A 26,987-nucleotide genomic window follows, 5' to 3' on the forward strand; every position below is an offset into this window, starting at 1 on the left:
TTCGTTCCTCCTAAACAAGACTACTCGACGAAGCTGGAAGGTAACCAGATATTGCGCTCACCGACAAGCAGTTCGGGAGCCAACGTGAGGCCCGGCGGCGCAAATCAGCTAGGTTGGGGTAGCCCGGCCGTTTATCCTTTACCTAAACAAGACCCCGGTCACTGCATTGCATACCAGCCATGAGCACTTGGTGTGGATGATAACGAACGCGCTTTCCGCGCGCTGGAAGGTGCAAAGGGGCGCAGACTGATGTATCCTGCCACACCATGAGCAAGGGCTAGATATCCCCATGCGAGATACCTAATTGCGCGTCGAAGGTTTAAAATGACTGATCGCGCGTATGACCGGAACCGACTGAAGAGCCTAATTCACTATGTGATTTGGGCTGCTGGTGTGCGTCCGGGATTCGGTGCGACTAAACTCTATAAGGTGGCATGGTTTTCTGACGCTCGGCGCTTCGTGCTGGCCGGCGAGTCGATTACTGGGGCCCCTTACGTCCGTGAGAAGTTCGGTCCTATGCCCCGCGATGCGTGGAAAATCCGGGATGAACTCGTCCACTCCGGTGCTATTCAGCAGTGGAAAGACAGATTTTACGACCGTGAGGGGTGGCGCTTTAAGGCTATCACACCACCGGACGCCAATGTATTCACTCCCGACGAAAAGCGAGAAATCGACTTCTGGATAAAGCACGCGGATGAAGAACACACGGCTGAAAGCATAAGTGATCTTTCACACAATTACGGGTGGGAGATCGCCAAGCAGGGCGAGCGGCTTCCTTTCTACTCCATTCTTGCGGAGCGGGTTCGTGATCCGAACGATGAAGAACTAGCTTGGGCTAAGGCAAAGGCAAAGGAACTCGGGCTGGTCTAGTGCATCTTGTTGAAGATGAAGAAGCGACAGAGGCGCTTGAAGTCGCGCTAGAAAAATGGCCCGGGATTGCCGTGGCTTGGGAGTGTGCTACCTGGGTGATAGCGCGAGATCCGACAGTCGGGGTTCCTTTGAATGAGGGAGGTACTGTTCTCGTCTTCACCTACGAGGGTGCCCGTTCCATTCAACAGCCCACGATTACGTTGATTTATGAGGTTACAAGGCTTGAAACCACGATCAAAGCAGCCCGGTTCACCGACGCAAAATACGGGGCAGTCGGGCGAGCGTAAGACTCAAGCCGACAAGTTCCGCGCTGCCGCCCGCGAACTCGAAACCGACCAGTCGGAAGAAGCTTTTGACCGGATCGTAAAGAAGTTGGCGAAGAAGACCCCGCCGAAGGAGGACAAATCCAATGGCCGCGAGAAGAGTAAGTGACGCCTTCTGGACATTCCAAATGGGCTTGTTAGTGGGCGTCCCCACTGGCGTTTTCAGCGGGGTTCTTTTGGTCGCGGCGTTGGGATGGGGACTAGTTGAATTCTAGTGCTGGTCTGAAAGTCTCTGGTGTGTTTCTCGATGACCCTCTCCACTACAGGATGGTTGTGAACCACTGTTGAAGGGGAGGATGCCAACTTTGCCGCAGCTACCACGCTCACAGCCCCGATAATCGCGGCATAAAGTGTAGCCTTCGCCTGATCCGACCAATTCGCAATATCGAACAGCTTGCCCGCTTGAGGAGATATCTTTTCCGCCTCAAGCTTCGCCTGTTCGGGGGTGATCTCGTTTCGCTGAAGCTTACCGACCAACTCCTGTAGATGCCGAAGAGCTCCCGGTGAAATGCTAGGATCAAGGAGGAGATTGAGGTGGCTGCCATTAGCTTCGTAGGTCCCTGGCAAAATTTCAGCAGTCTTGTCGCAGCCGCGAACGTAGCAGTTGGTTCCGCAGCCGATCATGGATAGCTGAGCATTCCTACCTATGCCGATTGTAGTGGCGGGGAAAAAGCCATGTGTGGAGCAGAAGGCTATAGGATGCTGAACCATTAAGAGTCATCCTTGTGAATGACGCCCGCCATTGAGCGAGCTTTTTTATTGGAGAAGGCCATGTTCACCAATCACTGGTCTAGTTGCTCGCCATATGACTTTCCGGCGAAATGGCCGATGCCGTGCAATTGTGGTGGCATCAAACTCTACAGACAATCCGACTCATGGTTGAGTCGTTTGGGTTATAGTCTGGCCGTGCGCCTGAGAAACTCTGTCCAGTTGTGGATAGCCCGCGAACATTGGCGACGTGAAAATCGCGCCAGCCTTGTCCGCTTCCTCCTGATAGCTGCCAAGCACACAAGGTTAGGTCGTCTCCTGCTTCGTCCCACCCAAGACAAAAGGGCTCGACCGTCCGTTGCGACGGGTTCGAGCCCTCGTACCAAAAGGTGATGACTTGCCGGTCTCTAACTGCTTGGCAAATTTCGTCGTGAATAGCCATATCCAAACCCTCCATTCCCAATCCCGAAACGGTAGCTTTGGGCTTGTGGTTTGTAAAATATACAATCGCCTCACAGAAGCTATCTAAGCCTAGCGGGGTGAGCGGGCTACCTCATCAGGACGGCGGCGCGGTCGCAAGCGAAAGCCCTAGGCCCACGCGAATGCCGTAAGGCTTGCTGAGTAGCTGATTAATGCGCTGCAAGAGCGCTCAGCATAAGACGTTATCCGCCCTGAGCAAATTGCAAAAAATGCAAAGTCCTCCCCACAGGAGAATGCGAATGTTTGGCCTTCTTGAATCCATGGTCAAGGCAACCGCTTCCGTTGTCGATGTCCCTATTTCGGCTGCAGCAGACGTTGTCACGATGGGCGGCGCTACGACTGACCGTGACCGCCCCTACACGGCTGACGCTCTGTCCCGTCTCGTGGACAACGTGAAAGACGTAGCCGACCCGAAGCGCGACTAACTCCCTACAGGAGCACAGGCATATGACGGCACAACGTGAAGGCTGGGGCGGTCTCGGTAATGCCTGACCTAGACGCTCTCGCAGCAAAGGCAACTGAGCAGTACCTGGAGAACTGACATGAAACGCCGTTCCTTCCTTCGCTTCCTTGGTGCTGCACCTCTCGCTGGCGTGGCGACACAGACGGCGGATGCCGCACCAAGCGAGGATGCAGACGTTCACACCGATCTATCCATCCGATTTGGTGACGATGAGAACTACATCCTTTTCAAGGGCAACAAGGCGATAATGTCGGCATCAATGTTAGAGAACATTCATTGCTACGGTGAAGGCGGCTTGGTCCCGCCTTCCGCATAACACATGCCTAAGCCCGGCCATCGCATAAGAGGTATGAGATAATGGGCGACTATTCCCACATAGATGAGATGGCGCACAGGGCGGCGGAACGCTTCAAGCGTGAACAGTCCATGCAGTTTGCGGAATGCGCTATCAACCTCATGGCAACCAGTATGCCGATCAAAGACGTGATTGAATGGCTGGAGCGCCAGGCGGATATGCTCAAGGAGTTCGGGTGAGCAACAGGCGACGCTTCCGTCCAGAGTATCGCGAGCTATACAGCAGCGCAGCATGGTCAATCTTGCGGGAACGGATACTCCTAAGGGATAGCTACACCTGCCAATGGCACGGCTGCGGGCGGTCGCTCATAGGCAAGGCCAACCAGCCTAACGCGCCGGTCGTCCACCACATCAAGGACCACAAGGGCAATAAGGCGCTGTTCTTCGATGAACAGAACCTCATGGCTGTATGCAAGGAATGCCATGACGGCAGCGTCCAGAGGCATACGCATAGAGGCTATATCAGCGGCCACGATGAAGACGGGAAGCCGCTAGACCCCAATCATCCATGGAATAGGTGAGAGACATGGAACGCGAACGCATGGCGCTTGCCTATTGGCAGAGCATCGAAGGCCAGCCCAAAGCTTCACTCATGGCAGATATGATCAAGGCGCGCATCGATGGCGAAGACACGGCCAAGGTGCGCAGCTATCAGGTCACCAACGCCATCACGACAGGTTACGCCAAAGCCAAGGCTATGGGCCTCAAGCCTGCCAAGGTGCAGTCACCTAAGCCGGTAGAGGCAGGCGACAATCAGTCCGAACGCAAGAGATTAAGGAAAGCAAAGGGTTAGGCCCCGTCTGATTTTAAAGGCACCCCCTTTGTCTGGAGACCCGCGCCCCCCCTCCAAATGCACCGAGATCAGATCGGGAGAGGCGGTAGGGGTTAGAACGATTGTTGTCACATCATGACGAAGCTCATTCAGCCTCGCTATCGTACCATCTTCAAGGAAGACGAGGAGCGGGCGGAACTGGCAGTTCTGTTCTGGAAAGAGATCGCGAAAGCGCTGAAGGACGCTGATGCTGTTACGGCTGCGAATGTGGCTCGTGCAGATCGGTATGTGCGCGCTCGTGTCGAGTATGAGTGCCTTTATCCGATTGCAGCACAGGAAGGTCCGGTCAAGGAAGGCCCGAACGGCGGGGACGTTTTCAATTTCAACTGGTCGGCCTGCGAGAAGCTGAACGACCGCCTTCTAAAGCTTGAAAAGGCCATGTTTGGCGAGGCTACGGCGAAACCCGTTGAGAAGAAGGCTCCTGTGAGGAGTGCGCCAAGTGACGAATTCCTCGGACCCGACAACGGATTACGCCAATAAGGTTCTCGCGGGGGAAATCGTTGCAGGGCGATTTGTCCGGGCTGCTTGCCAGCGTCACTTGAATGACTTGGAGCACGGCCACGAGCGCGGGCTTCGTTTTGATGTGGAAGAGGCGGCAAGAGCATTTCGGTTCTTCCCGGCGATGTTCACCGTTACAGCGGGTGCAAAGGAAGGTGAACCGTTCCATCTTCTGGACTGGATGACCTTTGTGGTTGGCAGTCTGTTTGGCTGGCGTGATGCCACGGGCGCAAGACGCTTCCGCCATGCGTGGATAGAGACGGGCAAGGGTCAGGCCAAATCGCCGCTCATGGGTGCGATAGGGCTGTATATGACCGGCTTCTGTGGCGTTTCACGTGCAGAAGCCTATGCCATCGCGAATGACAAGGATCAGGCAAAGGTACTGTTTTCGGACGCGGTTGCTCTATGCCGCTCGCCAATCCCCGGACGGGGTGAGGAGACGTTGGAGAGTATCGGCAAGGTGATCATTCGAGGCGTTGGCGACAATGCCTGGAAGATCGAGGTTCCTGACCAAAAGGCGAAGTTCCTGCCGATTGCCGCGACGGACAGCAATTCGGGCTACAAGCCTATTGCCGTCTTCGGTGACGAGATACACGAATGGCGGACTGACAAGGCCATCCGTCTCTGGAAGGCTGCGATTGATAAGATGCCGGGTGATCCGTTGATGATCCTCGGCACGAATACGCCAGCGGTGGATCAGGCTGTAGGCACGGATTTATCGGAGTTCTACCAGCGCGTTGCAGAAGGTTTAATCGAGGACGATAGCGCGTTCTCGTATATCGCGCGGGTCGATGATGACGATGACCCTTTCAACGATGAAAGTTGCTGGATCAAAGCGCTACCTGCGCTTGGTGTGACCTATCCGATTGAGAATGTGCGGCGGCGTGTGCAGACCGCCAAGCATGACGCATCGGAGCGGTTAACCACGGAGAGGCTTTATTTCGGCAAACCGGTCGGTTCATCTGGCTTTTGGCTGGAAGACGAGAGTGCTTGGCGAGCCGTTCAGGAGCCGGTTTCCGAAGACGATTACAAGGAAATCTCGTGCTTCCTGGCGCTGGATTTGTCGAAGAAGAACGATTTGACCGCGCTTTCTGCGTGCTGGCGAGACGAAAAGGACCGCTTGGCGCTCAAGGCGTATTACTGGACTACCAAGGGCGGTATTGACCGGCGCGAAGCAGATGATCGCGTGCCATATCGCAAGTATGCTGCGGACGGTCATATCGCAATCCTCGACAGCGAAGTGATCGATTACACCTTCGTTGCGCAAAAGGTATCTGAGTTCGTTGCGAAGCATCGCGTAGATAGTCTGACGGTCGATCCGGCCTATGTGTCGGACTTCATAGCGGCTTGTGATGAAATCGGACTTCAGGTCTGGCGATACATGGGGCCAGAAAAACCTGCTGGCATCGGATTGAAGATCGTTACTCATGCGCAGGGAACGCGCGTGGCGTTCGAGGATAGGCAGCTTTGTATGCCGCACTCGATCAGCCGGTTTACTGACAAGATTCTCAAGCGCGAAGTTATCATCGACGCAAACAAGATGACCGATGTTTGCGCCTCCAACGCGATTATCGTCACCGACGGGCAAGGTAACCAAGCATTCGACAAGCGCAGATCACGCGGGCGCATCGACGGAATGGTGTCGATGGCAATGGCAGTTGGCGCATCCAAGTCCGAGCGGGTTGGCAAGCGCAGCTACATGGAAAGCGGAGTTCTATTCACATGAAGCTATGGCCGTTTTCCAAGAAATCGGACTGGGACCGGAACGGCAACCGGTTCTACATGGAGTATATCACCGAGCGCGGCATAAAGGCGTCTAGCTTGCAGCTTCGCGTGACTTCTGCCCTTGCGGCAGGTCTGCGCATTGCAGAAGGCGTTGCCGCGATGCATATCGTCACCGGCACCAAGAAGCGGGATGCGCAGGGCAGGGCCATTCGCACGCCAGTTTTCGAGGGGCCAATTTACGACCGCCTTTGCGTCCAGCCTAACGACTACATGACGCCTGTCGAATTTGTTGAATCCCTAACGCTCCACGCGGTCTTCGAAGGTGTTGGGCGCGCTTATATCGACAGAGGGTACAAGGGGAAAATTCGGCGGCTTATCCCCTTGCTGGATGGTGGCGTGAACGTGCGCAAAGATCCAGAAACGGGCAGGGCCATCTATTCCGCCACAATCCCCGGCGTAGGGCAAATGGACAACATGACGCGGCGTGATTTCATAGAGGTCACGAATCCGCGTTGGCAAGATATTGTAGGGCTGGATATCACCAGCGAGATCAAGAAGGTCTTGAACCTCGCGTGGAAGCTGGAAGACCGGCAGGACGATGACGCGAACCGCAAGGCCGTTCCCGGCTATATCTCGACCAACGAGCAGCTTTCGGAAGGTGCGGCTCAAGGAATCCGCGATGCTCTGAAGGACAAGCTTCCGAACACGCCTATTTTCGACAGCGGTGCCGCGTACAAGAGCATCGTGCCGACCCAAGCGGAAATGCAGCTTCTGGAAACGCGCCGCTTCCTTATTGAGGAGGTTGCGCGGGCCTATGGCATTCATCCGATCTTCCTTGCTCATGATGCAGCCGGGCAATCCCTGACACGCATTGCTGACGCGATGGATTATCACATGACCGTCACACTCGGCCCGTGGGTGCGTCGATGGGAGCAGGCCATTGCCTTTTCGCTTTTGGATCCGGGGCAGTTCGTCAATCTCGATGAGACGCAATACTACCGTGGCGACTTGAAGACGCAGGCTGAATATGCGGCCAAGGCGCTCGGCAACAATGCCGCGTGGGAGACGCCAAACGATATCCGCGCCCGCATGGGGCAGAACCCTACTGAGGGCGGAGACACTCTACCAACGAACGGGGCCGCAAACGATGCAGCTTGAACGCAAATTCAGCACGCTTGAGGCTGAAACCGTCACCGATGAGGGTGTGATTACGGGTTACGCCTCTCACTTCAACATCATTGATCAGGGCGGCGATATTGTCGTTCCTGGGGCGTACTCCAAGAGCCTTAAAGAGCGTCACCCGCGCATGTTGTGGGGCCACGATCCTGACCACCCGATTGGCAAGTGGAATGTGGTCAAGGAAGATGAAAAGGGCCTCTACGTTGAGGGCCAGATCGCGCTCGGGACAACGAAGGGCCGGGACGTATACGAGCTAATCAAAATGGGCGCCATTGAGGGCCTATCGATTGGCTACCTGTCTGCGAAGACAGGCGTGAAAGACGGCGCACGGCTTCTTCAGGAGGTCAAACTCTATGAGGTTTCCGTGGTGGCATTCCCGATGCAGGTCGAAGCGTCGGTCGAGTCATTCAAAGACATGGATTTCATTCTTGAGGCATCGAAGTCCGGTGACACGGTGCCTCTGAAACGTGCGGTGGAAAAAGCCATGCGAGACGCTGGTTTCCCTGCATGGATGGCAAAAGCGCAGGCTGCGCTAGCGCCGACAGCTCTTGGCGATGGATCGCGTGACGCATCCGCCGGGGAGATCGCGAAGCTCATTCGAGACAGCTTCAAAGTCTAACGATCCATCACAGGAGATAAATTAGATGGATATGGAAATCAAAGAGGCCATCGAGGCCACTGCAAAGGACTTCAAGTCCACCCTTTCCGAAGTGTCCAAGAAGCAGGCAGATCTTGCCGAACAGCTCAAGGCCATGGAAGAAAAAGCCATCTCTGGCGAGGCGATTGACGAGCTCAAGGCCAAATCGGAAGAGACCGGCAAGGAACTGGCAGAGCTTGGCGAGACGGTCACTGACCTGACCAAGAAGCTCAATGCTCGCAACACTGAGGGCAAGTCCCTCGGTCGCATCATCGCGGAGCACAAGGACTTCCAGACGCTCAAGGATGACCACAAGGCACGCTTTGAGGTCAAGGATATCTCCACTGCATCTTTCGGCACCGTGGAGCTTCCTGGTGGCGTGCGCCGTGGCAATCGCGGTCTGATTGAGCCTGTCACTCAGGCGCTGTTCCTGCGTGATGTGATCCCGTCTGCAAACACTGCTGCTGCGGTGATCGAATATCTTCAGGAAACCGGCTACACCAACAATGCGGCCACGGTTCTTGAAGGCGCACAGAAGCCGCAGTCGGAACTGACCTTCGCCCCGAAGGCGTCTCCGATGGTCAAGATGGCTCACTTCTTCCGCGTGACGGAAGAAACCCTTGACGATGTGGACGGCATGGAAGCCTACATCAATCAGCGCGGTCTTTATGGCCTGATGCTGAAGGAAGAGGCTGAAATCCTCAATGGTGACGGCACTACGGGTCGCGTGGATGGCCTCATCACCAACTCCACGGCTTATGTCAACACCACAGTTCCCGGCGTGACGCCTGAAAACGCGATGGACGACATTCGTGTTGCCATCGCGCAGGTTGCAGAGTCCGATCTGGTCGCTTCGGCTGTTGTCATGAACCATCTCGACGCTGCTGCGCTCGATCTGGCGAAAGACAATAACGGCGAATATCTGCATCCCGCATTCCGTGGCAACACGGCATGGGGTCTGCCGGTCGTTCGCACCAAGGGGCTTGCGCAGGGCAAGTTCATGGTTGGTGGTTTTGTCGGCAACACCCTGATCTGGCAGCGCAAAGGCATTGAAGTCCGTCGTTCCACCGAGGACCGCGACAACTTCGTCAAGAACCTTGTGACGATCCTTCTCGAAGAGCGTCTCCAGCTTGAGACCCTTCGCCCTGAAGGCATCATCTATGGCGATATCACCGTCCCGACCCCGTAAGGGATCGGCTGTGACTTGCGAGGGGCGGGCGACTGCCCCTTGCTTCCCCATTTGACGAGGTGCGGCATGGATATCGTGCAGTCTGGCGAACCTGTGGGTGAGGTTGTTTCACTCGACCTCTTGCGCAAGCAGGTCCGCAATGCAGACGACAGCGGCGTTTACAACCCCGACGACGATGCATTGCTGACGCAGTACCTCGCGGGCGCGGTCGAATGGGTGCAGGACGTTTGTCAAACGGTTCTGCTGACCACGGAATTCACAGCGACGGGCAAAGACTTCTGTCTGTCATTCAAGGGGTATCCCAACCCCGTCATTACCTCCATCACTTATCTGGACCCTCTCGGCGCTCCTGGCACAATCACGGAATGGTCGATTGAGGATGGCAGACTTGTGATCGAGGATGCGCCGGACGTTTCAGAAGCGACGGTCGTCTTCACGGCGGGCATCGGCGCGGGCAACGTCCCTGAGAAATTGAAAGTGTCGGTACTTCAAACCGCTGAGTATTTCTACGACCATAGCGGTGAGGCACCGCCTGCAAGTGTGCGGGCGATGGTTGCCACCCATCGCAGTTTTGCATTCTGAGGCGCGCTCATGGCTAGGCGGAATGAAGCAGCGCAGCTCTACGAGCGTGTCGAGTTCTCGAAGCCGCACCGCGTATCAGACGGTCAGGGCGGCCGGGAAGAAGGCTGGGAGCCACAGTTTACTTGCCGGGCTGAATATACGCGCCTGCGAGGCTCTGAGACGGTACAGGCGGCGCGTCTATCGGGCAGGCAACCAACGGTCATCAAAGTGCGCGCATCGTCTGAAACGAAGGCTGTCGGGACTGATTGGCTGATCACCGATAAGCGCACGGGCGAAGAGTTCAATATCCGGTCCCGTGAGATCACCAAGGATCGGCAATATGTCGAGTTCCTGGCAGAGAGCGGTGTGGCTGTCTGATGGTGCAGGGGCTTAGTTCGCTCAAGCGCAAGCTGACAGTAACTATTCCGGAGCGTGTCCGAGCGAAGACCCGTGCGGCAATGGAGAAGGGCGCCAACGAGCTCGTCGCGATGGCAAAAGGCCTTGTGCCGGTGGATAGCGGAGCACTACGCGATAGTATCGGCTGGACCTGGGGCGGTGCCCCTAAAGGCTCGATGGTTCTAGCGGAATCCGATGCAGTGGATGGCGGCGAGCGAATAACGGTCTATGCAGGCAGTGACGAGGCATTCTGGGCTCGCTGGCAGGAGTTCGGCACGCAGCACCACGCACCTCAGCCCTATTTCTATGTCAGTTATCGTTTTCTCAAACGCCGCATCAAATCGCGCATCACTCGTGAGATGAAGAAGGCCATCAAGGAGGGTGCGAAATGAGTGCTTCAAACGAGCTTCAAGCCCTGATCTATGACCGCCTTGTGGCTGATGCGGGCGTTCACGCGATCTGCGAAGATCGGATCATTGACGGTCAGGATGGCAAGGCGACATTCCCTTACGTGTCATTCGGCCCGTCTGATGCGATCGAAGATGACGCGGAATGCATCACAGGCCGTACAGAGACGATCCAGCTTGACTGTTGGTCCCGCAAATCCGGCAAGTTCAAAGAGGTGAAGTCCCTCGCTGATGCGGTGAAGAAGGCGCTGCACGATTATGACGGTACACTCACCGTCAACGCTCTGGTGCAGATGCGTGTGACTGGCATCCGATACTTCAAAGACCCTGACGGAATCACGGCTCATGGCGTGGTGACGGTCGAATGTATGGTGGAGGAGCATTAATGCCCTGGGCCAAGTTCACGCGAGTTTTCAATTACGACTTCCGACCGGAGCGTGCTGTCTGCATCAAGATCGAGCCATTGGATGATCCGCAGGAGTTCCCTGGCAAGGTCATAGACGCGGCTGTGAAGGCCGGTGCGGCTGAGAGGGTTGAAAGCCCCAAGCCGGAACAGAAACGCGCCTACAAGCGCGCCAAGCGGGCGGGATAACGCCCATCACCTGAGAACGGGCAAGACGCCCTTAGCTTCGGCTGGTGCTTTACCGGCCTATTCCCGCATGGAGAAATGAAATGGCACGAGCCACTACTGCAAAATATGAAGAACTGATTCTGGAGGTGGAGACCACACCAGAGAGCGGCACCTATGCTGCTCTTTGCGGTCTCACCGATGTCACCATCAATCGCACTTCCAACATCGATACGACTGAGGTTCCGGACTGCGATGACGAGAGCTTGCCGGTCTCGCTTGAGCGTGCCGTGCGGTCGCAGGAGGTCACGATTTCCGGCTCTGGCGTTTGGGCGCTTCAGAGCCACGAAACCATGATGGATTGGTGGTATGAGGGCAGCACGCGGAACATTCGCCTGCGCAATGCCAAGGTGGAGAACGACGGCACCACGGGCGATACCGAACTCGAATCCGGCCCCGCGCTTCTGGTGAACCTCAACAACTCCCGCACCAAGGGGCAGAAGGTCACGGCTGAGGTTGAGATCCAGTTTGACGGTGTGCCGACACGCACGGCGAAGGCCTAATGGCGCGCGGTGTGGAGATCACGTGGGCAGGGGGAGAACACACCTTCCTGCTCACCATTGAGCTTCTTCGGGCTCTCCAGGACAAGTGCGATGCTGGCCCGGCGCATGTCCTGAACCGTCTCGCCTCTGGTCGATGGTTTGTTGATGATGTGATCCAGCCAATTCGCCTTGGCCTTGAAGGCGGTGGCCTTGAGAAAGAGGAAGCCCGCAAACTGGTCAAGCGTCATGTCGAGGATGAACCGCTTTCCCTGTCGGTGATGACGGCACAAGCTGTTTTGGCATCGGCACTGTTTGGCAGCGAGGAAGACCCGGTGGGGGAATCGGAAGCGGGAGGGGCGGAAGTGGACGCGAACCTCTCCCGCGAGGAAAATGGCGCTTCTCCGGCTTTTATGGGTGGTCAGGCATCCTCCACCCAAACATCGGTGAAATGACGCTGTGGGAGTTCGGCGCGGCGGTTGACGGTTACTTGCTTGCCAATGGCGAGAAGCCAAAGGGTCAGGAGATTTCCGACGAGCGTCTTTCCGAACTTGGCATTGCCGGGTTCTAATCGCTGAAAATGCTCTCAGGCAAACAGGTTATGGATCCGATACCGAGCTTTTCAATGTGGACGCCTAAATTGGTTGCGATCCGTTTCCTGTCTCTCTTCATTGCTTCGCACTCGGCCTTCTTTAGGCCCCGGGCAATTTCCTTTTCCGCGTTCCCTATCGCATGGATCAGCCGATAGGTCTCCGCCTGCGCAACCGTTGCGAAAGAAACCATCGCTGCGGCGAGCAAAGCTCTTCTCATATCAAGCCTCCTTCAAAAGGTCGGGTGAAAGGTAGTTACGATGGCGGTTGATGTCGAGCGTCTGATTGTCCGCATTGAGGCGACCCAGACCAAGCTTGAAAAGGAGATGAAGAAGGCCACAGGGACTGTTGAAAGGCAAGCCCGACGCATTGAGGGTCGTTTTGCACAGATGAACAGGCGATTGGGCCAGTCCTTTGCAGGGCTTGGCCGGTCGCTGGTTGGTGCATTTGCAGCCGGGTTCACAGCAAGGGAACTAAAGGAGCTTTCCGACGCGGCCACGAGGATTGACAACTCCCTAAAGGTGGCGGGTCTTTCTGGGGCAGAGCTCGAAAAGGTATACGGCCAGCTAAGAGACAGCGCTATCGCAAACGCTGCGCCTCTTGAAGCGCTTGTGAAATTATATGGTAGCGCTGCCCTTGCTCAGAAGGAGTTGAATGTAACCCAACAGGAGATGGTCAATTTCTCCAACAACGTTGCGGTCGCATTGAGGGTCTCCGGGAAGAGTGCTGAAGAGTCTAAAGGCGCTTTAATCCAGCTGTCCCAAGCTATTGGAGCCGGAATAGTCCGCGCCGAAGAATTCAACGCCATCTTGGAAGGCGCTTTGCCAATCGCGCAGGCGGCCGCCGCTGGTCTGGAAGAAGCTGGCGGTTCTGTCGCTAACCTCAGAAGACTTATAATCGACGGCAAGGTATCGTCTGAGGCGTTCTTTAGGGCATTTGAAGCAGGGGCGTATACGCTCAGAGAAAAGGTGGCGGGAGCTCAGTTCACTGTAAGCCAAGCGCTCGGCAATCTTCAAACCTCACTCATCGACACTGCCCGTGAATTCAATCGTTCAACTGGTGCAAGCAACCGCTTTGCGCAAGGCATCAACAGTGCCGCCGAGGCGATATCGGATTTCGACGTTTCGTCGTTTATCAACAAAATCAGTCAGGCTCACGGCGCGTTGACCACGTTCCTGAATGATCTCGGCAACGCCCAAGCGTTCAAGTCGCTGAATGAAGCTCTCGGAATTACCGATTCCGAAGGCAATATGATCAATCTCGACGCTGAGGCCGCGAAGCAGGAAGCCGCAGCCCTAGAGAGGGAAGTTGAGCTCCTTCAGGCTAGGATCGCAGAGAATACCGAGCTCGGCTTTGACAATACCGAGGCATTGTCCCGGCTTGATGAAGTCATGGGGCGGTTGGCGCAGGTCAGGGCAGAAATCGCCAACATGCCAGACACAATGCTTGACCCGATTGCGGTGCGCATCGATACGGCAGAGCGCGACGATGCGATCATGGCGAGTGAGGACGCGCGACGAAAGGCACTCGGAGCCGGTAAGAAGCCTGAGCGCGTCTCCCTTAAGTCTTACTCAGTCCCAGACACCGGGTCTGGCAAAAAAGGGAGCAGAGGCGACACCCGCGAAAACGAATATCAGCGCGAGATTGCGCAGATCAAAGAGCGGACGGCATCCATCGAAGCCATGACTGCCGCTCAGGCGGCAATCAACCCGTTGGTTGAAGATTATGGCTATGCGGTCGAACGTGCAGCTTCGATTATCGAGCTGGAGAATGCGGCGAAGAAAGCCGGTCTTGAGATAACGCCTCAGCTTCGCGCCCAAATCGAAGGGCTAGCCGGGGCATATGCAACGGCTTCGGCAGAGGCAGAGCGTTTAGCGGAATCGCAGGAGAAAGCGCGAGAGCAGGTCGAAGACATGCGAGCCCTCGGCAAGGATGTCCTCAGCGGGTTCATAAGCGACATGCGCAATGGCGTGAGCGCTACAGAAGCCTTGGCAAACGCACTTACTAAGGTTGCCGATAAGCTGTTGGAAATGGCGCTCAACAATCTCTTCGGTGCCCTGGGAGGCGGCCTTGGTGGCGGTGGCGGCCTGCTTGGCGGGGCGATCATTCCCGGCATTCTCCACAGCGGCGGTGTTGCCGGGCGGGATGGTTACGGCCATGGTCGGGCTGTTTCTCCGTCAGTATTCACGGGAGCGAAGCGCTATCACAAGGGTGGCGTAGCAGGTCTCCAGCCGGGTGAAATCCCCGCGATCCTTCAGAAAGGCGAGGTCGTCTTGCCCAGAGGTGCGGCCATGCAGGGCGGTTCTGCATACGCTCCAACTTACAACATCGATGCGAGTGGTTCGGACAACCCGGAACAAACACGCTCTATCGTGATGCAGGCTCTGAAGGAATACGACAAGGGCAACTATCAGCGCTTCCTCGCCAATATGGGGAACGCCAGAAAGAGGAACGCGATTTGACAGCCTTCCCCTTTACCCATCCGCATATCCGGTTCGGGTTCGCACGGTTCCAACTGGTTCGGGATGTACGTTCCGTCGCCTCTGGGGCAGGGCGTATGAACTACTCCGAGGTTAGCGATCCGGTGTGGACGATTACCTTCAATTCGGTCGCGCTCGATGAGAAGAAGCTGGCAGAACTTACCGCGTGGTGGGAGACCTTGCGCGGTGGCATCAGGTCCACGTTGGTGACGCAGAACGTGACGTGCCGACCGTTTGCCCACATTTCAGATCCGACGCCTGCGCAAGATACCGGTGTTCTGGACAACATAACCGATGGCAATGTGCTTGCGATCGGTGGTGTTTCCGCGTCCCTGTCTTTGACGACTGGCGATCTGATAGGGCTTGAAGATGGCAATTTCCGTAGCCTGCATCGCGTAACGGCGGCGTCCGGTTCCGGGACAAGCCGAACGGTGACCGTGGAGCCGCCCCCGCGTTCCTATATCACCAATGGAGCAGTGGTTCGCTTTATCCAGCCAGAGTTAGTCATGCGTCCTGTTCCGGGCTCCTGGTCGGTTCCAGACGAGGGCAAGCCGCGCGTTTCCTTCTCATTTGTCGAGAGCAGGGTTTAGAGATGGCACTCCCCACAGTCGTTCAAGACCTATTGGATGAAGGCCGCATTGCCATTCGCGGGCTTATGAAGTTCCAGTTCGGCACCGGCACCTATGGTTTTGCAAAATCGGACCAGCCGATTGAGTGGAATGGTCTGACCTATCAACCGGGTGGCATCATCAAGGTGTCGGACCTCCCCGGAGGCACGGGCACCACGGCGCGGCAGTTCACAATTGAGCTTGCGGAATCGCCCGACGATGGGCTGACGCCGGATGTGCTCAAGACCATCGAAGCGGAGGATTATCGCGACCGGCCCGTCACCATTTTCGATGCGTTTTTTCATCCCGATACGGGGGCGCTCTTGCACGTCGAGGCATTGCGGCGCGGATATATCGACCAGCTATCGCACGAGGAAGCCCCGGAAGAGGGCTACAAGCTCATAGCCGACTGCGAGACGCGGGCGCTGGACTACATCCGCACCAATGGCCGCAAGCGCAACATGGCGGACCAGTATCGCCGTGTTGAGGGCGACAACTTCTATGTGAATGCCGCCATTACCGGACGTGAGGAAATCTTCTGGGGCAGGGCGCGCTCCACCCCGAAGAGGACGCGGGGCTTCGGGTCCATTCAGGGCTTCATTGATGACATCAACAAGCGTCTCGGAATCTAGCCAATGATTGAACGGGTTCGTGATTGGGAAAAGCGCCTCAACGAGGTGATTGAAAAGCACATGGCACTGCCGAGCGAATATGGCGTGTCTGACTGCTACCTCATCCCTGCAGATGCTTTCGAGGCCATTACTGGCGAGAAGCTTTATCCCGGCGTTCGATACAAGACGGAAGCTGGAGCCGGTAAGCAGCTTCGCAAGCGCGGGTTTGAGACCGTGGAAGACGCTTTCCGCGCTCGCCTGCCAGAGATAGGCCGATTGATGGCCCAGCGCGGCGATCTGGGCGTCGTGGAGCGCGATAGCGTCATCTCCGGAGGCGTCTTTACCTCCATAGGATTTGCGACGCGTGGCGAACGCTCGCTCGAGTTCTTGCCGGCTGCCGAGGTGAAGGCGGCGTTTCGGGTAGGCGACCGCTAACCGCCACCAACCACAGACAATCAGACTGTTTAACGCGGGCGCATAGCACCGCGCGGAGGGTAACTCATGCCTTTTATTGGTGCTGCGATTGGCGCAATTGTCAGCACTGTTGGCGCTGTCGGCTCCTTCCTTGTTGGCGTTGCCGGGACGGTTCTGGGAAAGGTCGTTCTTACCCTTGGCCTGAACCTTGCCGCTTCCGCGCTCCTGAAACAGAAGCAAAAGGCCCCAGAACCGACCGGCGTCAAGATTCACACCGAATACGGCGCAGACGTACCGCGACAAGTCGCCTGTGGCTTGGTGGGCATTGCCGGTCATGAGATCCACGTCAACACGTTCGGCAATGACAATGGCTGGCTGCAGGACGTCTACCAGCTATCCGATTATCCCTGCACCAGCCTTGAACGTGTCGCGATCAACGGCGAGTGGGTGACGCTCGATGCCCCGCAGGCCAACGGATACCGCAAGGTCACGTCGGGCGAATATGCGAACCTGGCGTGGATCAAGTTCCATGACGGCACACAGGTTACGGCGGATCCCGACCTGGTGGACAATGCAAACCCGACCGATCGGTGGGGTGAAAGCTGTGTCGGTGTTGGGTGCTCCTATGTCATCGTCAAGGCAAAGTACGACCGCGAAAAGACGGTCGGAATGCCGGATGTGTTCTTCGAGTTCAAAGGCGCCAAGCTCTATGACTGGCGCAAGGATTCAACGGTGGGTGGCACGGGCCCGCATCGCTGGAACGATCCTTCCACCCATGAGTGGACCGACAATCCGATTGTGATCGACTACAATTATCGGCGCGGACTATCGGTCAATGGTGATCTGTTCTGTGGCATGGAGATGCCTGCAAGCGATCTGCCACTAGACAAGTTCACGGCGGCGGCAAACGTCTGTGATGAGATTGTGGAGGGCGAAAAGCGCTATCGGTGCTCGATCCTTCTGGATTGCACCGCCACCCATGGCGAGAACATCGAATCCATCATGAAGGCGTGTGGCGGTGTCGTGATCGATGCCCCGGACGGTTCCTGGCCGATGATTGGTGCTGCCCAGCCAGTTGTTGCCACGATCACCGATGATGACCTTGTCGTGGGTGAACCGGTGCGCTGGCAGGCCAAGCGGTCGATGGCCGAACTGGTCAATTCAATCTCCGGCACGCATCCGGATCCAAGCCAGTTGTGGTCGATGGTTGGTTATGACCCGGTGGTGCTGGACAGCGCTATCGTGGTGGACCGTCGCACCCGCGATCTGGTCATGGACTTCCCCACGGTCACGAGTGCACGGCAGGCTAAACAGCTTGCATCAATCTATGCAGCCGAGAACCGTCTGGAGGCTACGGCAGAGATCACGCTCCGGCCGCGCTGGCGTGGTCTGAAAGCCGGTGACTGGATTACGTGGCAGTCGGACCGTTACGGCACGCTCACCTATCTGGTGACGGAATCCACGCTTTACTCTCTGGATAGCCAGGGACCGCGCAATGTGCGGATTGCGCTCCAGCAGCGCGATGCTTCGATCTATGACGCGGTGACGGTACCGGCGCCTGTGGTGCCGTATCCGCCCGGAAAGCCGGTCTATCTGCAAGAGGTCCAGAACCTGCAGCTTGCGGGGGTAACGGCAGGCTCTGGCACCAAGCTCATGCCGGCCATTCAGGCCTCATGGGATGCAATCGAAGACGTGACTGTTGTCGGTGTCGAACTGGAATGGTGGCCGACCGACGATCCGGTGTCTCGCGTAAGTATGACCGTTGCGGATGATCAGACCATTGCGGTTCTGACGGAAGCGGTGGTTTCGGACACGGAATATCAGGTTCGGACACGGTTGCTTACCAGCCCGCAAAGGCCGATCGCATGGTCGGCGCCAATGGCGGTGACGACACCGGACCAGCCGTTTACGGATGTGACGATTGATCCGGAAGTCATCAATGAAGCCACGGACTGGCTGAACTACAACACGCGCGAAGAGATCGAGCGTGGGCTGGACAATGCCACGAAGGACATGGCTGATTTCGATCAGCAGTATGGCAATATCCAGCGGCTGCGTCGTGAGGCGGCTGTTACAGCGGGCAACATCACAGCTTCCTATCAGGAAGCAATCATTGTTGCCGTTGGTCCGGGATCGGCCATTGCGCAGCGCATAGAAGCGCTTGAAGTCACAATTGAAGAGGACATTGCGCAGGCCGTCGATCTTCTGACCACAGAAATCAACGAGGTGGATGGACGCGTAACGGCGAACTCCAGCGCGATAACGGCGCTGACAGCGCAGGTCGGGGATATTGCTTCAAGCGTGTCCATCGTGGCGGAGGCGGAAGCGTCTCCGGGCGGCGGCATAGCGCGGTATGGCGTTTATCTGACCGCTGAGAACACGGACGCAGCCTTCTACATCGATGCGGATGGCAACCTGTCGCGCGTCATCTTCAAAGCCGACGAGTTCATTGTAACCGATGGATCCAACATCACCACACCGTTCGTGTTTCGAAGTGGGATTGCATACATGGAGAATGCGCGCATTGGCACGGTCTATTTTGATCGGCTGTCATCCAACAACGGAAAGCTCTTGATCACCGGCAGCGGTTCGAATGCCTCAATTGAAGTGTTCAACTGATGAGCAGGCTATTCATCGGACATAAGCCCGGGGTAGGCGGCGTCGTCAAGGTCATGAAGAACAATGGCGATGATCCGTTCACGACCCCGAACACCGATTATTCCAAGTTTCTGTTCAACTCGGAAACCGGGAAAATCGGCTATGTCAAAAGAATCGAACGGCATAGCTACAATTGGGCCTATCACGGTCAGCATGGCCTGTTTTATGAGCCTTCAGGTACGAATATAAACTCGTGCTTGAGGGCATACTCCCAATACAATTTTTTTGGTGACCGCCATATATTTTATAGCCGGATACTGGGGTTGGCTTATCCCCCAGTTGCTGAATTCAGGAATGTAAAGAGTATAGGAGAACGGGTCGAAGGTCCAAAGGTCTGGACCGTGAAGTTTGACGAAAATACCAATGGGCAATGGGTTGGAGCCTATGTCGGCCAACCCACCTACAATATGGACACCCGGCGTCGGTTCTGGACTGTCTCTGATCCGCCTTATGTGTGGACAACGAAGGCTGAAGGGGCGACTTCACCATACAGAGATGACGGTCCCTCCATACTCTCGATTGTCTACGACCTTCCGGCAGACGAAACTCCTATGCCCGCACAAACGCCTGCCGGCGGGGGAACTAGAAGTGTGCTCATCACGCCTACCACAGTGAGGGTTGCAAAAGCTGGCGCATCTGTGGATTCAGGGGACCCCGATGATCTTATCATCAACTCAAACAAGGTGCCGTTGAAGATCGCGCGAGCTGGCAGGATCAATCTGAGTGCCTGGCAAGCCGTCAATGTCCATACCGATGGTCCAGCCCTAACAGCAGATACTTATGTGGATTACATGGTTTGGGAGCAGGGTGGGCCACAAACGGTTCCACAGCACGTGCCAGGGTCGGTTTTCTCAGACCAGAATTTTCGCTTCGAGTATGAAATCCATCCAAATCATGTGAAGCTGGTCAACAATGGCGATAAGAATCTGACTGTAACCTATGTGATCACGCGAGAAAGCGGGCAAACCACTTCGGGTGGAAGCAAAGTTTTTGAGACTCTTTCGGGCGGTCATGTACGCATAAAGCGCCCGGGATCGTCAGACACCAACCCCAGCGATTCTGACATCCTGCTTGATACGCGCGCGCCGTACATGCCGATCTTGAGTGAAGGTTACCTTGCCGCCTCGGACTTCAACGAGGGCGCGACAAACAAGGGATACGGGGACCGCGCGAAGACTATCAGCTTCACCAATGGGGGCTTCATTCCGTTCCTAAAATACTATGTCAAGCGTAGAGATAGGGATGGAAATTTCTACGCAATCACTGCGCCCAAGGCGTCAATCCTCCGCGGGAATATATATGGTGGGCAGGATTTCTACGGAATGCAGACAAGTGATGGAACAGTAGCGATTGTTTCAGACACAAGCGTGAAGTTCCACATGGCGCTGGGGCACCCATACCAGCTTGAGGTAGGGGCCGGTGGTGGGCTCGGTTCTGCTGATCCTGTCTATTCCAACCAAGATAAGCCAATCGGCATCCGATACTACATATTCGGTATCCCGGCGAACCTCTAAGACCACACCACAACGTGCTTCCACAACACCGGATATTCCATGACTGACCAGCCGAAGAAGCAGGTCAGCCCGATGGCTGCTGCCATCGAGGCGACTGGCTCAATGAGTATTACCGAAACCGCAACCTCATGCTGGCTGATGCGCTGGAGCGCAAGCAGCAGGAAATGGACGCCATGCAGGTGGAGATCGACCGGCTGACCAAGGTCAACGGCCAGCTTCAGGACGCGGCTGCAAAGGATGCGGCCAAGACTGAAAAGAAGGATGCCAACAATGGCGGGTAATCTTTACGAGCAGGGCTATTATGAAACGGGCACAGCATCCGTTACGCAAGGCCAGACCGTTGTCACAGGGCAGGGCACGGCGTGGCTGCAGATCGTGCGGCCTGCCGATGATTTCGGCAAGCATGTCGGTATGCCGGTGCCGATCGCTTCCGTGGACAGCGACACACAGATCACGCTGGCATATCCATGGCCTGGGCCGACACAGACAGCCGAGCCGTATCGCATTTCCTTCACGCCCTACCATGTGGCTTATCGGCAGGCGTTGCAGGAAATCGGACAGTTGCTTGAAAGCGGCAACGTTTCAGCATTGGCTGATCTGGTGGGGGCGGCTGGCACGTTCCCCATCTTTTCCGGAGCCGGTGCCATGGATCTGGCAGACCTGAGTGACTATGCGGGTAACGGTGATGTCGTCGGCCCAGCAAGCTCGACCGATAGCAATGTAGCGCTTTTCGATGGAACGGGCGGCAAGCTACTGAAGGATGGGTTTTCGGTCTCCGCGTTCATGCAAACAGTTCTGGATGACGAGGACGATGAGGCAGCGAGAAGCACTCTTGGGCTCGGTTCAGCCGCTACGCAGGCCACAAGCGCGTTTGCCACGGCTGCGCAAGGCACAAAGGCCGACAATGCGCTACCCAAGAGCGGGGGGAGCGTTTCGGGCTCTATCGAGGCCGATAATGAAACCTTTATTCGTGCGAAAACAACAGGGGGGGCGAGCAAAACCCTGATCGGCATCTGGTCTGATGACGCTGTGTATGTCGGCTCGGCTGATATTCCGATCTATCTCCGAGGCAATGGGGCTCGCGCAAAGTATAACGGCACTAACCTTCCACTCGTAACAGAGACGGTAACGAGCGTAAGAACCGGAGCGCGGGACTATACGTGGATTACCCCCGGCCCCGGATGGCAGCACCCGCCTTCGGGTCACCTGGTTGGGGGCTTTTGGAGGGCCGCCGATGGGACGCTTCAAGATTCATACTCTCGCCCCGTACAGATGCAGATCAATGGTGTTTGGACAACAGTGAGCCAGCTATGAACCATTTAGGACATTTCACGCTCTACACCCCTGAGCGAACACCTGAAACCGCCCCCATGCTTGATGCAGGCGGGTTGTTTATTCGCAACGAGCAAGGCGATGACTGGTATGCCATTGCGCATTCGGTCGAGCGCAGCGGCATTGCTGTTGCGGTGCGCGACGGCAAGGTCTGTTCTTTCAGCATTGACGCGACCACTATGTTCCCGGTTGATTGCGACGTATTCGAAGTGCCGAAAAGCACCAGCGTCGAACCAGGCATGATTTTGGATGGCGGCGCATTTGTGCCTCCACCAAAGACGAGTTTCGATGTTGACGCCGAACGCGACCGGCGCATTGATGCCGGTTTCATGTTCAACGGCGTCCTTTTCCAATCCCGCCCCAGCGACCGCGAGAACATCGCGGGCGCGGCAACGGCAGCGCTTGGCGCGATCATGGCCGGCGCTCAACCCGGTGATTTGCGCTGGCACGGTGGCGCGTATGACTTCGCATGGATTGCCGCCGATAACAGCACACACGTCATGGATGCGCAGACGATTTACGCATTCGGGCAAGCGGCACTCGCGCACAAGCAAGCGCACATTTTCGCCGGGCGGGCGATCAAAGACTCCGATCCTATCCCGGCGGACTACACCGATGACGGTTATTGGCCTGACGCCGGAGCAGGTTGACGCAATGTGCGAAGGGGTGGCTGCGCTTTAGCCGGAGATAGTACATCCAGAATGAGCGCCAACGAGCGAGGCGTTGGGGTGTACGCCTCGAGGCTTGGGGCGCTCAAGGGGGACAACTCACTCGTCGGCAACCAAAGGTAGCGATCGGCACCTGAACCTTCACTGGTGCGATGACGTAGTGCGCCACCTCTACTGACATCTGTTGCTCCGGTGGGCGCGTGTCTTCGGCTGCGTTGCTTTCCGCATGACTTTATCACCACGAAAGGAAACGACATGGACCGCAATTTCGCGCGGGCGCTTCCGCTCGTCCTTAATGACGAGGGCGGTTGGGCCGATCATCCAGACGATCCCGGTGGAGCCACCATGAAAGGGGTCACGCTGCACACCTTCCGTCGCTACGTGAAGGTGGATGCGACCAAGGCCGATTTGAAAGCCATCACGGATGAGCAGATCGCCACAGTCTATTATCGGCACTACTGGGCTGCCGTGAATGCCCAGGCGCTGCCCTCTGGCGTTGACTATGCCGTCTTCGATTTTGCCGTGAACTCCGGCCCGAGCCGGGCGGCGAAGTATCTGCAATCAATCGTCGGTGCGACAGTGGATGGCCGGGTGGGCCCGAAAACCATCGCCGCGGTTCAGCGCATGGACCCGGCCGAGGTCATCAATCGTCTCTGCGATGCGCGCATGGCGTTTCTGCGCAAGCTGAAACATTGGCCAACCTTCGGGAAGGGCTGGACGCGTCGTGTCGCCGGTGTGCGCAAGAATGCGATGAACATGATTGGCCGTCCAGCGGACGTGGAGCGTGTTCCTGTGCCGGTTCCGCGCCCCACCGTTCCCGTTGAGGTCGAGCAGAAGGTGAAGGCAAAATCCGGCTTCTGGCAGTGGTCAACTGGTCTGTTCGGATCCGGCGCGCTGGGGCTCGGCTGGTTGTCCGGGATGGACTGGAAGGCCATTGCAGCGGGCGGCGGTGTGCTTGTCGGGGTTATTCTCGTCCTGGTGATCCTGCGCTCGCAGATCGTGGCAGCAGTTCGGGACATCAAAGGTGCGGTCGAGGGGAAGGGCACATGATCGGCGCCGGGATTGTCTACAAAGCCCTGTTCTCGAAACTGGGGCAGGCGCTGGGTGCGGTTCTTTTGGTACTGGCGCTTGCGACCGGCCTCTATCTCTATGGCCACCACCGGGGCACTGTGTCGGTTCTCCAGCGCCTTCAATCCGACCGCATCACAATCCTGGAAGATGGAAGGAAAATCGATGAGAAAGCGCTTGGCGCTGACGACACTGGCCTGTGTGCCCTTCTTGGCGGCTGCGAGCTGCCAGAGCACGAGCCTGACTGAGCCCTGCGACGTGCTGGTGCCGATCAACCCGGCGCCGGCTACCAACTCTTTCCTGGTGGCGAATGATCGCATGACTGCCGTCGCCATCGCACAGCATCGTGGCCGGTATCAGAAATACCGCTGCGGGAATTGACCTTAGGCAGTTGAAGAGCAGGGGCTAATGCTAGGTAGCACAGAAGCACAGGTAGCACGGCTCGACGAACGGCTAAACGCGATCGAGCGGCTACTTTTAACGCTCTCCGATGAGATGAAGTCGGCAAGCGAAAGTCGGAAAAAGGTCTATGAGGCTCAGGAAGCGACCTCGCGCGACCTCATCCGGATCAACCATCGGCTGGAAAATGTCGAGAACGAGGTGCGGGCTATACGCCCGACTAGCGAAGAATACTTAGAAATGCGTAATCGGGTACGCGGAGCGGGAACTCTTGGCAGATGGCTCTGGAAAGGAGTCTTAGCACTGTTCGCTGTCGCAGGGTGGGTCGTAAGCGCCTACACTTGGCTGACGGGTAGGCCTCCACCTTAGAGAAAAACGAAAAGGTTCAGCTCTCATCGACGACGTTCGTTGCATCTAGTCAGTCTCAGGGTGAATTAAGCAATTGATGAAATTAAACTCTTTCACCTTATGAGGGTGAATAGCTGGACTCACAAAATAGCCTTGAATGTCGGTGCAGGAGATTTCTTTTAATATTTTTATTTGATTGATGTTTTCAACTCCCTCCGCGGTTGTTTTTATGCCTAGCTCTTTGGAGAGGTTTGTGATAACTGAAACGATTGATTTATCTCTGTGATCTGTATCTATATTCGATATAAAACTTCTGTCGATTTTAATGTTTCCGATAGGGAACCTCTTTAGATGAGTTAGCGATGCGAAACCCGTTCCAAAATCGTCTAATGCGATCGTAACGCCGGACTCGCTGAGCGCTTTGATATGAAACTCGTTGTTTCTATTTGAATCATTTAGAAAAACATCCTCTGTAATTTCAACTTCTATAGAAGTTGGCGGCAGCGATTTTCTTTCGAGCTTATCGAGAATGTTGGTGGAGAGGTTGTCCGCAAAGAAGTCGGAAGCGCTTAAGTTGAAAGCGATGCGGCCTGGGTTTATGCCGATTGAATGCCAGTAGCACAGGTCATCTGTAATTTGCTCCAGAACTAGATCCCCCACCACCTGGGAGAGTTCAAAATTTTCGAAGATCATACCGAAGACACCGGGCGTTAAGACGCCGCGGGAAGGATGATGCCAGCGTAGCAGCGCCTCGTATCCGACCAATTGGCCGCTATCGAGACGAATCTTCGGTTGATAATAGACCAACAGTTCTCTTTGGGAGAGTGCGCGATCAAACTCTGAAAATAGCTCCACCCGTTTGATTATTTTGTCGCGCATGTGGGGAGCGTAGTAGGCGGTTCGGTTCCGACCATCGGATTTGGCGCGGTAAAGTGCGATATCTGCACTCTTCATTAATTCGGTGGCCGTTGTGCCGTCGGATGGGAATGTGGCGATCCCAACGCTCGATTGTGCGCTGAATGTCCTTCCTGAGATAGTGATTGGCTTGCGTAAGGTGCGGTGAAGTCGATCGATCATTTCCGTTAAATCGGAATCGGAGCCGATAGGCGTAAAAACAATTGCAAATTCATCGCCTCCAATCCGTGCGACAGATTCTTGGTCTTTGAATGCCGCTTGAATCCGGCTAGCGGCTCGCTTGAGGAGTATGTCGCCCGCATCGTGTCCGAATGTATCGTTCACCTCTTTGAAATTGTCGATGTCCACAATGACAACATAAAATTGCAGATCTTCATGTTTTTCGCCCGTGCATTTCTTCTGCAGAATATTGTTGAAGGCGCTTCTATTTAGTAATCCGGTGAGGTTGTCTTCGTGAGCCATTCGCCACAGTTCTTGCTCGGCTTGAACTTGCGCTGTGATATCAAATGTCACGCCGCGTAGCCGGCCGGGTTCTGTTCGCTCACCTCTCATGCCGAGCCAGAGCATTCTGCCGTCAGGATGATGATAACGAAGATTGATCTGATGCGTTGGTTCGTGGTGCATCAGAAAATTCAGGACAAGCTGTTGGTCTTCTGGATGGGTGTTCTCTAAGAATGCATCAAGCGATCCTGAGCGTAACCCAAGCAAATTTTCAGTATTAAAACTCCGCTTTACAAGTAGAGTTTCCAAATCGATTTCCCAAGCATTCATTCTGGCGGCATCTAGTGCCAATCTCAATTGTTCTTCACCCTCCTTTATTGCTATAAGTGTGCTTACGCGCTCCGTTATATCCCTAATCGTCCCTAGCTTACGAATGGGCTGATTTTGAGAATCGGTCAGTGTTTTCCCAGTTGCTGATATCCATTTTTCCGATTTAGTTTGCGCAGTGATGATGCGATACTCACCGCTGTATATGGATCCGTCATCTTGAGAATTAGAGAAGAAATGCTTCTCGACGCGCTCTCTATCGTCCGGGTGTACTAAATTGAGAAAAGTATCATCATTTATTTGAGAATCTAGGTCGATTTCCAGAATTTCTCGAGTCGTGTTAGACCAGCTATGTTGTCCTGTTGTGAAATCGACGTCCCAAATTCCTAACTGTGTGCTTTCCAGTGCGAGACGTAGCCTTTCCTCGCTTGTGGCGAGCTCGCGCTCTCTCACCTTTCTTTCGTCAATGTCGGAAACCGTTCCTATCCACTCGATAACTTCTCCTGAGGCACCCCAAATCGGCGTTCCGCGTCCTTCAACCCATTTGAAGTTGCCGTTACGGGAGCGCAGTCGATACTCTTTATAGAATGGTCGGCTGGTTCGAACAGACTCTTGCCAGGCTATTGCTAGCGAATCCTTGTCGTCGGGATGGACGGAGTCAATCCAGCCCCAACCGGCTGCTTCACTGCCAGCTTGGCTGGTTAGGCTATCCCATCCCCACAGTTCGAAAACCTCACCAGCTTTGTCTGCGACCCAAAACACGATGTCGCTTGTTTTGTGCAGGGCTTCAAGTCGTTGCTCAATCTTGTACTCGGTGGCCCTAGAACGAATGTGGTGTCTAAGCTCACTCGTCACTGCCAGCCATGTAGGATCATTTGTTTCACT

Annotated in this window: 33 protein-coding genes; 30 read left to right on the top strand and 3 right to left on the bottom strand. The window is 55.8% G+C overall.

Translation table 11 applies throughout. The features are described 5' to 3' along the window. Positions 1-324: 324 nt before the first annotated feature. Together AC2CHD_RS01735 and AC2CHD_RS01740 are read left to right on the top strand one after the other, a co-directional pair. Positions 325-870 (top strand): Panacea domain-containing protein, encoded by a 546-nt coding sequence (locus AC2CHD_RS01735; protein ID WP_484552374.1) that lies wholly within the window; start codon positions 325-327, stop codon positions 868-870. Positions 871-1,092: 222 nt separating this feature from the next. Next, positions 1,093-1,302: a hypothetical protein gene (locus tag AC2CHD_RS01740; RefSeq protein ID WP_484552375.1), complete on the top strand. Its 210-nt coding sequence runs from the start codon at positions 1,093-1,095 to the stop codon at positions 1,300-1,302. 53 nt (positions 1,303-1,355) lie between these two features. Here AC2CHD_RS01740 and AC2CHD_RS01745 read toward each other — a convergent pair whose 3' ends face one another. Together AC2CHD_RS01745 and AC2CHD_RS01750 are read right to left on the bottom strand one after the other, a co-directional pair. Continuing rightward, positions 1,356-1,904 carry a hypothetical protein gene (locus tag AC2CHD_RS01745; RefSeq protein ID WP_484552376.1) on the bottom strand — a complete coding sequence of 183 codons (549 nt, stop codon included), beginning with the start codon at positions 1,902-1,904 and terminating at the stop codon, positions 1,356-1,358. Positions 1,905-2,043: 139 nt separating this feature from the next. After that, positions 2,044-2,358 carry a WYL domain-containing protein gene (locus tag AC2CHD_RS01750; RefSeq protein ID WP_484552377.1) on the bottom strand — a complete coding sequence of 105 codons (315 nt, stop codon included), beginning with the start codon at positions 2,356-2,358 and terminating at the stop codon, positions 2,044-2,046. A 262-nt stretch (positions 2,359-2,620) separates the two neighbouring features. Here AC2CHD_RS01750 and AC2CHD_RS01755 point away from each other — a divergent pair, with 262 nt between their 5' ends. The 28 genes from AC2CHD_RS01755 to AC2CHD_RS01890 all read left to right on the top strand — a co-directional run bounded on the left by AC2CHD_RS01755 (position 2,621) and on the right by AC2CHD_RS01890 (position 23,920). After that, positions 2,621-2,806, top strand: coding sequence for a hypothetical protein (locus AC2CHD_RS01755; RefSeq protein WP_484552378.1), 186 nt, complete (start codon positions 2,621-2,623; stop codon positions 2,804-2,806). Between the two features lie 117 nt (positions 2,807-2,923). Further along, complete coding sequence (locus AC2CHD_RS01760; protein ID WP_484552379.1) at positions 2,924-3,160, top strand: hypothetical protein; 237 nt, start codon at positions 2,924-2,926, stop codon at positions 3,158-3,160. Between the two features lie 41 nt (positions 3,161-3,201). Further along, entirely contained in the window at positions 3,202-3,378 is a 177-nt protein-coding gene (locus tag AC2CHD_RS01765; protein ID WP_484552380.1) for a hypothetical protein, read from the top strand. Next, positions 3,336-3,719 (top strand): HNH endonuclease signature motif containing protein, encoded by a 384-nt coding sequence (locus tag AC2CHD_RS01770; RefSeq protein WP_484552381.1) that lies wholly within the window; start codon positions 3,336-3,338, stop codon positions 3,717-3,719. The genes AC2CHD_RS01765 and AC2CHD_RS01770 overlap by 43 nt, the downstream gene beginning before the upstream one ends. Positions 3,720-3,724: 5 nt before the next feature. Continuing rightward, positions 3,725-3,991: a hypothetical protein gene (locus AC2CHD_RS01775; protein ID WP_484552382.1), complete on the top strand. Its 267-nt coding sequence runs from the start codon at positions 3,725-3,727 to the stop codon at positions 3,989-3,991. A 114-nt stretch (positions 3,992-4,105) separates the two neighbouring features. After that, positions 4,106-4,510, top strand: coding sequence for a hypothetical protein (locus AC2CHD_RS01780; RefSeq protein ID WP_484552383.1), 405 nt, complete (start codon positions 4,106-4,108; stop codon positions 4,508-4,510). Further along, positions 4,470-6,254 carry a terminase large subunit gene (locus tag AC2CHD_RS01785; RefSeq protein WP_484552384.1) on the top strand — a complete coding sequence of 595 codons (1,785 nt, stop codon included), beginning with the start codon at positions 4,470-4,472 and terminating at the stop codon, positions 6,252-6,254. Before AC2CHD_RS01780 ends, AC2CHD_RS01785 begins: the two co-directional genes overlap by 41 nt. Next, positions 6,251-7,411 carry a phage portal protein gene (locus AC2CHD_RS01790; protein WP_484552385.1) on the top strand — a complete coding sequence of 387 codons (1,161 nt, stop codon included), beginning with the start codon at positions 6,251-6,253 and terminating at the stop codon, positions 7,409-7,411. The genes AC2CHD_RS01785 and AC2CHD_RS01790 overlap by 4 nt, the downstream gene beginning before the upstream one ends. Beyond that, entirely contained in the window at positions 7,401-8,051 is a 651-nt protein-coding gene (locus tag AC2CHD_RS01795) for an HK97 family phage prohead protease (RefSeq protein WP_484552386.1), read from the top strand. The genes AC2CHD_RS01790 and AC2CHD_RS01795 overlap by 11 nt, the downstream gene beginning before the upstream one ends. 25 nt (positions 8,052-8,076) lie before the next feature. Further along, on the top strand, positions 8,077-9,258 hold the full coding sequence (locus AC2CHD_RS01800) for a phage major capsid protein (RefSeq protein WP_484552387.1): 1,182 nt from the start codon (positions 8,077-8,079) through the stop codon (positions 9,256-9,258). A gap of 66 nt (positions 9,259-9,324) precedes the next feature. Beyond that, on the top strand, positions 9,325-9,840 hold the full coding sequence (locus AC2CHD_RS01805; protein WP_484552388.1) for a head-tail connector protein: 516 nt from the start codon (positions 9,325-9,327) through the stop codon (positions 9,838-9,840). 9 nt (positions 9,841-9,849) lie between these two features. After that, positions 9,850-10,197 carry a phage head closure protein gene (locus AC2CHD_RS01810; protein ID WP_484552389.1) on the top strand — a complete coding sequence of 116 codons (348 nt, stop codon included), beginning with the start codon at positions 9,850-9,852 and terminating at the stop codon, positions 10,195-10,197. Continuing rightward, entirely contained in the window at positions 10,197-10,607 is a 411-nt protein-coding gene (locus tag AC2CHD_RS01815; protein ID WP_484552390.1) for an HK97-gp10 family putative phage morphogenesis protein, read from the top strand. The genes AC2CHD_RS01810 and AC2CHD_RS01815 overlap by 1 nt, the downstream gene beginning before the upstream one ends. Next, positions 10,604-11,008 (top strand): DUF3168 domain-containing protein, encoded by a 405-nt coding sequence (locus tag AC2CHD_RS01820; protein WP_484552391.1) that lies wholly within the window; start codon positions 10,604-10,606, stop codon positions 11,006-11,008. The genes AC2CHD_RS01815 and AC2CHD_RS01820 overlap by 4 nt, the downstream gene beginning before the upstream one ends. Continuing rightward, positions 11,008-11,214, top strand: a complete 207-nt coding sequence (locus AC2CHD_RS01825) for a hypothetical protein (RefSeq protein WP_484552392.1) — start codon at positions 11,008-11,010, stop codon at positions 11,212-11,214. Before AC2CHD_RS01820 ends, AC2CHD_RS01825 begins: the two co-directional genes overlap by 1 nt. A gap of 80 nt (positions 11,215-11,294) precedes the next feature. Then, entirely contained in the window at positions 11,295-11,753 is a 459-nt protein-coding gene (locus AC2CHD_RS01830; RefSeq protein ID WP_484552393.1) for a phage tail tube protein, read from the top strand. Beyond that, complete coding sequence (locus tag AC2CHD_RS01835; protein ID WP_484552394.1) at positions 11,753-12,184, top strand: gene transfer agent family protein; 432 nt, start codon at positions 11,753-11,755, stop codon at positions 12,182-12,184. Before AC2CHD_RS01830 ends, AC2CHD_RS01835 begins: the two co-directional genes overlap by 1 nt. A 395-nt stretch (positions 12,185-12,579) precedes the next feature. Beyond that, on the top strand, positions 12,580-14,781 hold the full coding sequence (locus AC2CHD_RS01840) for a tape measure protein (RefSeq protein WP_484552395.1): 2,202 nt from the start codon (positions 12,580-12,582) through the stop codon (positions 14,779-14,781). Positions 14,782-14,876: 95 nt separating this feature from the next. Then, a complete protein-coding gene (locus tag AC2CHD_RS01845) occupies positions 14,877-15,389 on the top strand; it encodes a hypothetical protein (RefSeq protein ID WP_484552396.1) in 513 nt (170 codons plus the stop codon). A gap of 2 nt (positions 15,390-15,391) precedes the next feature. Beyond that, entirely contained in the window at positions 15,392-16,039 is a 648-nt protein-coding gene (locus AC2CHD_RS01850) for a baseplate hub domain-containing protein (RefSeq protein ID WP_484552397.1), read from the top strand. Positions 16,040-16,042: 3 nt separating this feature from the next. After that, positions 16,043-16,453 carry a DUF6950 family protein gene (locus AC2CHD_RS01855; protein WP_484552398.1) on the top strand — a complete coding sequence of 137 codons (411 nt, stop codon included), beginning with the start codon at positions 16,043-16,045 and terminating at the stop codon, positions 16,451-16,453. Positions 16,454-16,519: 66 nt separating this feature from the next. After that, entirely contained in the window at positions 16,520-19,051 is a 2,532-nt protein-coding gene (locus tag AC2CHD_RS01860) for a phage tail protein (protein WP_484552399.1), read from the top strand. 53 nt (positions 19,052-19,104) lie between these two features. Further along, positions 19,105-20,604 (top strand): hypothetical protein, encoded by a 1,500-nt coding sequence (locus AC2CHD_RS01865; protein WP_484552400.1) that lies wholly within the window; start codon positions 19,105-19,107, stop codon positions 20,602-20,604. A 128-nt stretch (positions 20,605-20,732) separates the two neighbouring features. Beyond that, a complete protein-coding gene (locus AC2CHD_RS01870; RefSeq protein ID WP_484552401.1) occupies positions 20,733-20,885 on the top strand; it encodes a hypothetical protein in 153 nt (50 codons plus the stop codon). Next, complete coding sequence (locus AC2CHD_RS01875) at positions 20,875-21,918, top strand: hypothetical protein (RefSeq protein ID WP_484552402.1); 1,044 nt, start codon at positions 20,875-20,877, stop codon at positions 21,916-21,918. Before AC2CHD_RS01870 ends, AC2CHD_RS01875 begins: the two co-directional genes overlap by 11 nt. Before the next feature lie 56 nt (positions 21,919-21,974). Beyond that, positions 21,975-22,586 (top strand): DUF4376 domain-containing protein, encoded by a 612-nt coding sequence (locus tag AC2CHD_RS01880; protein WP_484552403.1) that lies wholly within the window; start codon positions 21,975-21,977, stop codon positions 22,584-22,586. Between the two features lie 273 nt (positions 22,587-22,859). Beyond that, a complete protein-coding gene (locus AC2CHD_RS01885) occupies positions 22,860-23,654 on the top strand; it encodes a glycoside hydrolase family 108 protein (protein WP_484552404.1) in 795 nt (264 codons plus the stop codon). Further along, positions 23,651-23,920, top strand: a complete 270-nt coding sequence (locus AC2CHD_RS01890) for a hypothetical protein (protein WP_484552405.1) — start codon at positions 23,651-23,653, stop codon at positions 23,918-23,920. The genes AC2CHD_RS01885 and AC2CHD_RS01890 overlap by 4 nt, the downstream gene beginning before the upstream one ends. 565 nt (positions 23,921-24,485) lie before the next feature. On the opposite strand, the gene AC2CHD_RS01895 is transcribed toward AC2CHD_RS01890, so the two are convergent. Continuing rightward, positions 24,486-26,957, bottom strand: a complete 2,472-nt coding sequence (locus tag AC2CHD_RS01895) for a sensor domain-containing protein (RefSeq protein WP_484553189.1) — start codon at positions 26,955-26,957, stop codon at positions 24,486-24,488. Between the last annotated feature and the right edge of the window lie 30 nt (positions 26,958-26,987).

The organism is Nitratireductor sp. ATLC21, assembly GCF_057196525.1.

Coding starts and splice junctions, on each gene's coding strand:
- AC2CHD_RS01735 (WP_484552374.1), top strand. CDS start 325: ATGACTGATCGCGCGTATGACCGGAACCGACTGAAGAGCCTAATTCAC.
- AC2CHD_RS01745 (WP_484552376.1), bottom strand. CDS start 1,904: ATGGTTCAGCATCCTATAGCCTTCTGCTCCACACATGGCTTTTTCCCC.
- AC2CHD_RS01750 (WP_484552377.1), bottom strand. CDS start 2,358: ATGGAGGGTTTGGATATGGCTATTCACGACGAAATTTGCCAAGCAGTT.
- AC2CHD_RS01755 (WP_484552378.1), top strand. CDS start 2,621: ATGTTTGGCCTTCTTGAATCCATGGTCAAGGCAACCGCTTCCGTTGTC.
- AC2CHD_RS01760 (WP_484552379.1), top strand. CDS start 2,924: ATGAAACGCCGTTCCTTCCTTCGCTTCCTTGGTGCTGCACCTCTCGCT.
- AC2CHD_RS01765 (WP_484552380.1), top strand. CDS start 3,202: ATGGGCGACTATTCCCACATAGATGAGATGGCGCACAGGGCGGCGGAA.
- AC2CHD_RS01770 (WP_484552381.1), top strand. CDS start 3,336: ATGGCTGGAGCGCCAGGCGGATATGCTCAAGGAGTTCGGGTGAGCAAC.
- AC2CHD_RS01775 (WP_484552382.1), top strand. CDS start 3,725: ATGGAACGCGAACGCATGGCGCTTGCCTATTGGCAGAGCATCGAAGGC.
- AC2CHD_RS01780 (WP_484552383.1), top strand. CDS start 4,106: ATGACGAAGCTCATTCAGCCTCGCTATCGTACCATCTTCAAGGAAGAC.
- AC2CHD_RS01790 (WP_484552385.1), top strand. CDS start 6,251: ATGAAGCTATGGCCGTTTTCCAAGAAATCGGACTGGGACCGGAACGGC.
- AC2CHD_RS01795 (WP_484552386.1), top strand. CDS start 7,401: ATGCAGCTTGAACGCAAATTCAGCACGCTTGAGGCTGAAACCGTCACC.
- AC2CHD_RS01800 (WP_484552387.1), top strand. CDS start 8,077: ATGGATATGGAAATCAAAGAGGCCATCGAGGCCACTGCAAAGGACTTC.
- AC2CHD_RS01805 (WP_484552388.1), top strand. CDS start 9,325: ATGGATATCGTGCAGTCTGGCGAACCTGTGGGTGAGGTTGTTTCACTC.
- AC2CHD_RS01810 (WP_484552389.1), top strand. CDS start 9,850: ATGGCTAGGCGGAATGAAGCAGCGCAGCTCTACGAGCGTGTCGAGTTC.
- AC2CHD_RS01815 (WP_484552390.1), top strand. CDS start 10,197: ATGGTGCAGGGGCTTAGTTCGCTCAAGCGCAAGCTGACAGTAACTATT.
- AC2CHD_RS01820 (WP_484552391.1), top strand. CDS start 10,604: ATGAGTGCTTCAAACGAGCTTCAAGCCCTGATCTATGACCGCCTTGTG.
- AC2CHD_RS01825 (WP_484552392.1), top strand. CDS start 11,008: ATGCCCTGGGCCAAGTTCACGCGAGTTTTCAATTACGACTTCCGACCG.
- AC2CHD_RS01830 (WP_484552393.1), top strand. CDS start 11,295: ATGGCACGAGCCACTACTGCAAAATATGAAGAACTGATTCTGGAGGTG.
- AC2CHD_RS01835 (WP_484552394.1), top strand. CDS start 11,753: ATGGCGCGCGGTGTGGAGATCACGTGGGCAGGGGGAGAACACACCTTC.
- AC2CHD_RS01840 (WP_484552395.1), top strand. CDS start 12,580: ATGGCGGTTGATGTCGAGCGTCTGATTGTCCGCATTGAGGCGACCCAG.
- AC2CHD_RS01845 (WP_484552396.1), top strand. CDS start 14,877: ATGAACTACTCCGAGGTTAGCGATCCGGTGTGGACGATTACCTTCAAT.
- AC2CHD_RS01850 (WP_484552397.1), top strand. CDS start 15,392: ATGGCACTCCCCACAGTCGTTCAAGACCTATTGGATGAAGGCCGCATT.
- AC2CHD_RS01855 (WP_484552398.1), top strand. CDS start 16,043: ATGATTGAACGGGTTCGTGATTGGGAAAAGCGCCTCAACGAGGTGATT.
- AC2CHD_RS01860 (WP_484552399.1), top strand. CDS start 16,520: ATGCCTTTTATTGGTGCTGCGATTGGCGCAATTGTCAGCACTGTTGGC.
- AC2CHD_RS01865 (WP_484552400.1), top strand. CDS start 19,105: ATGAAGAACAATGGCGATGATCCGTTCACGACCCCGAACACCGATTAT.
- AC2CHD_RS01870 (WP_484552401.1), top strand. CDS start 20,733: ATGCTGGCTGATGCGCTGGAGCGCAAGCAGCAGGAAATGGACGCCATG.
- AC2CHD_RS01875 (WP_484552402.1), top strand. CDS start 20,875: ATGGCGGGTAATCTTTACGAGCAGGGCTATTATGAAACGGGCACAGCA.
- AC2CHD_RS01880 (WP_484552403.1), top strand. CDS start 21,975: ATGCTTGATGCAGGCGGGTTGTTTATTCGCAACGAGCAAGGCGATGAC.
- AC2CHD_RS01885 (WP_484552404.1), top strand. CDS start 22,860: ATGGACCGCAATTTCGCGCGGGCGCTTCCGCTCGTCCTTAATGACGAG.
- AC2CHD_RS01890 (WP_484552405.1), top strand. CDS start 23,651: ATGATCGGCGCCGGGATTGTCTACAAAGCCCTGTTCTCGAAACTGGGG.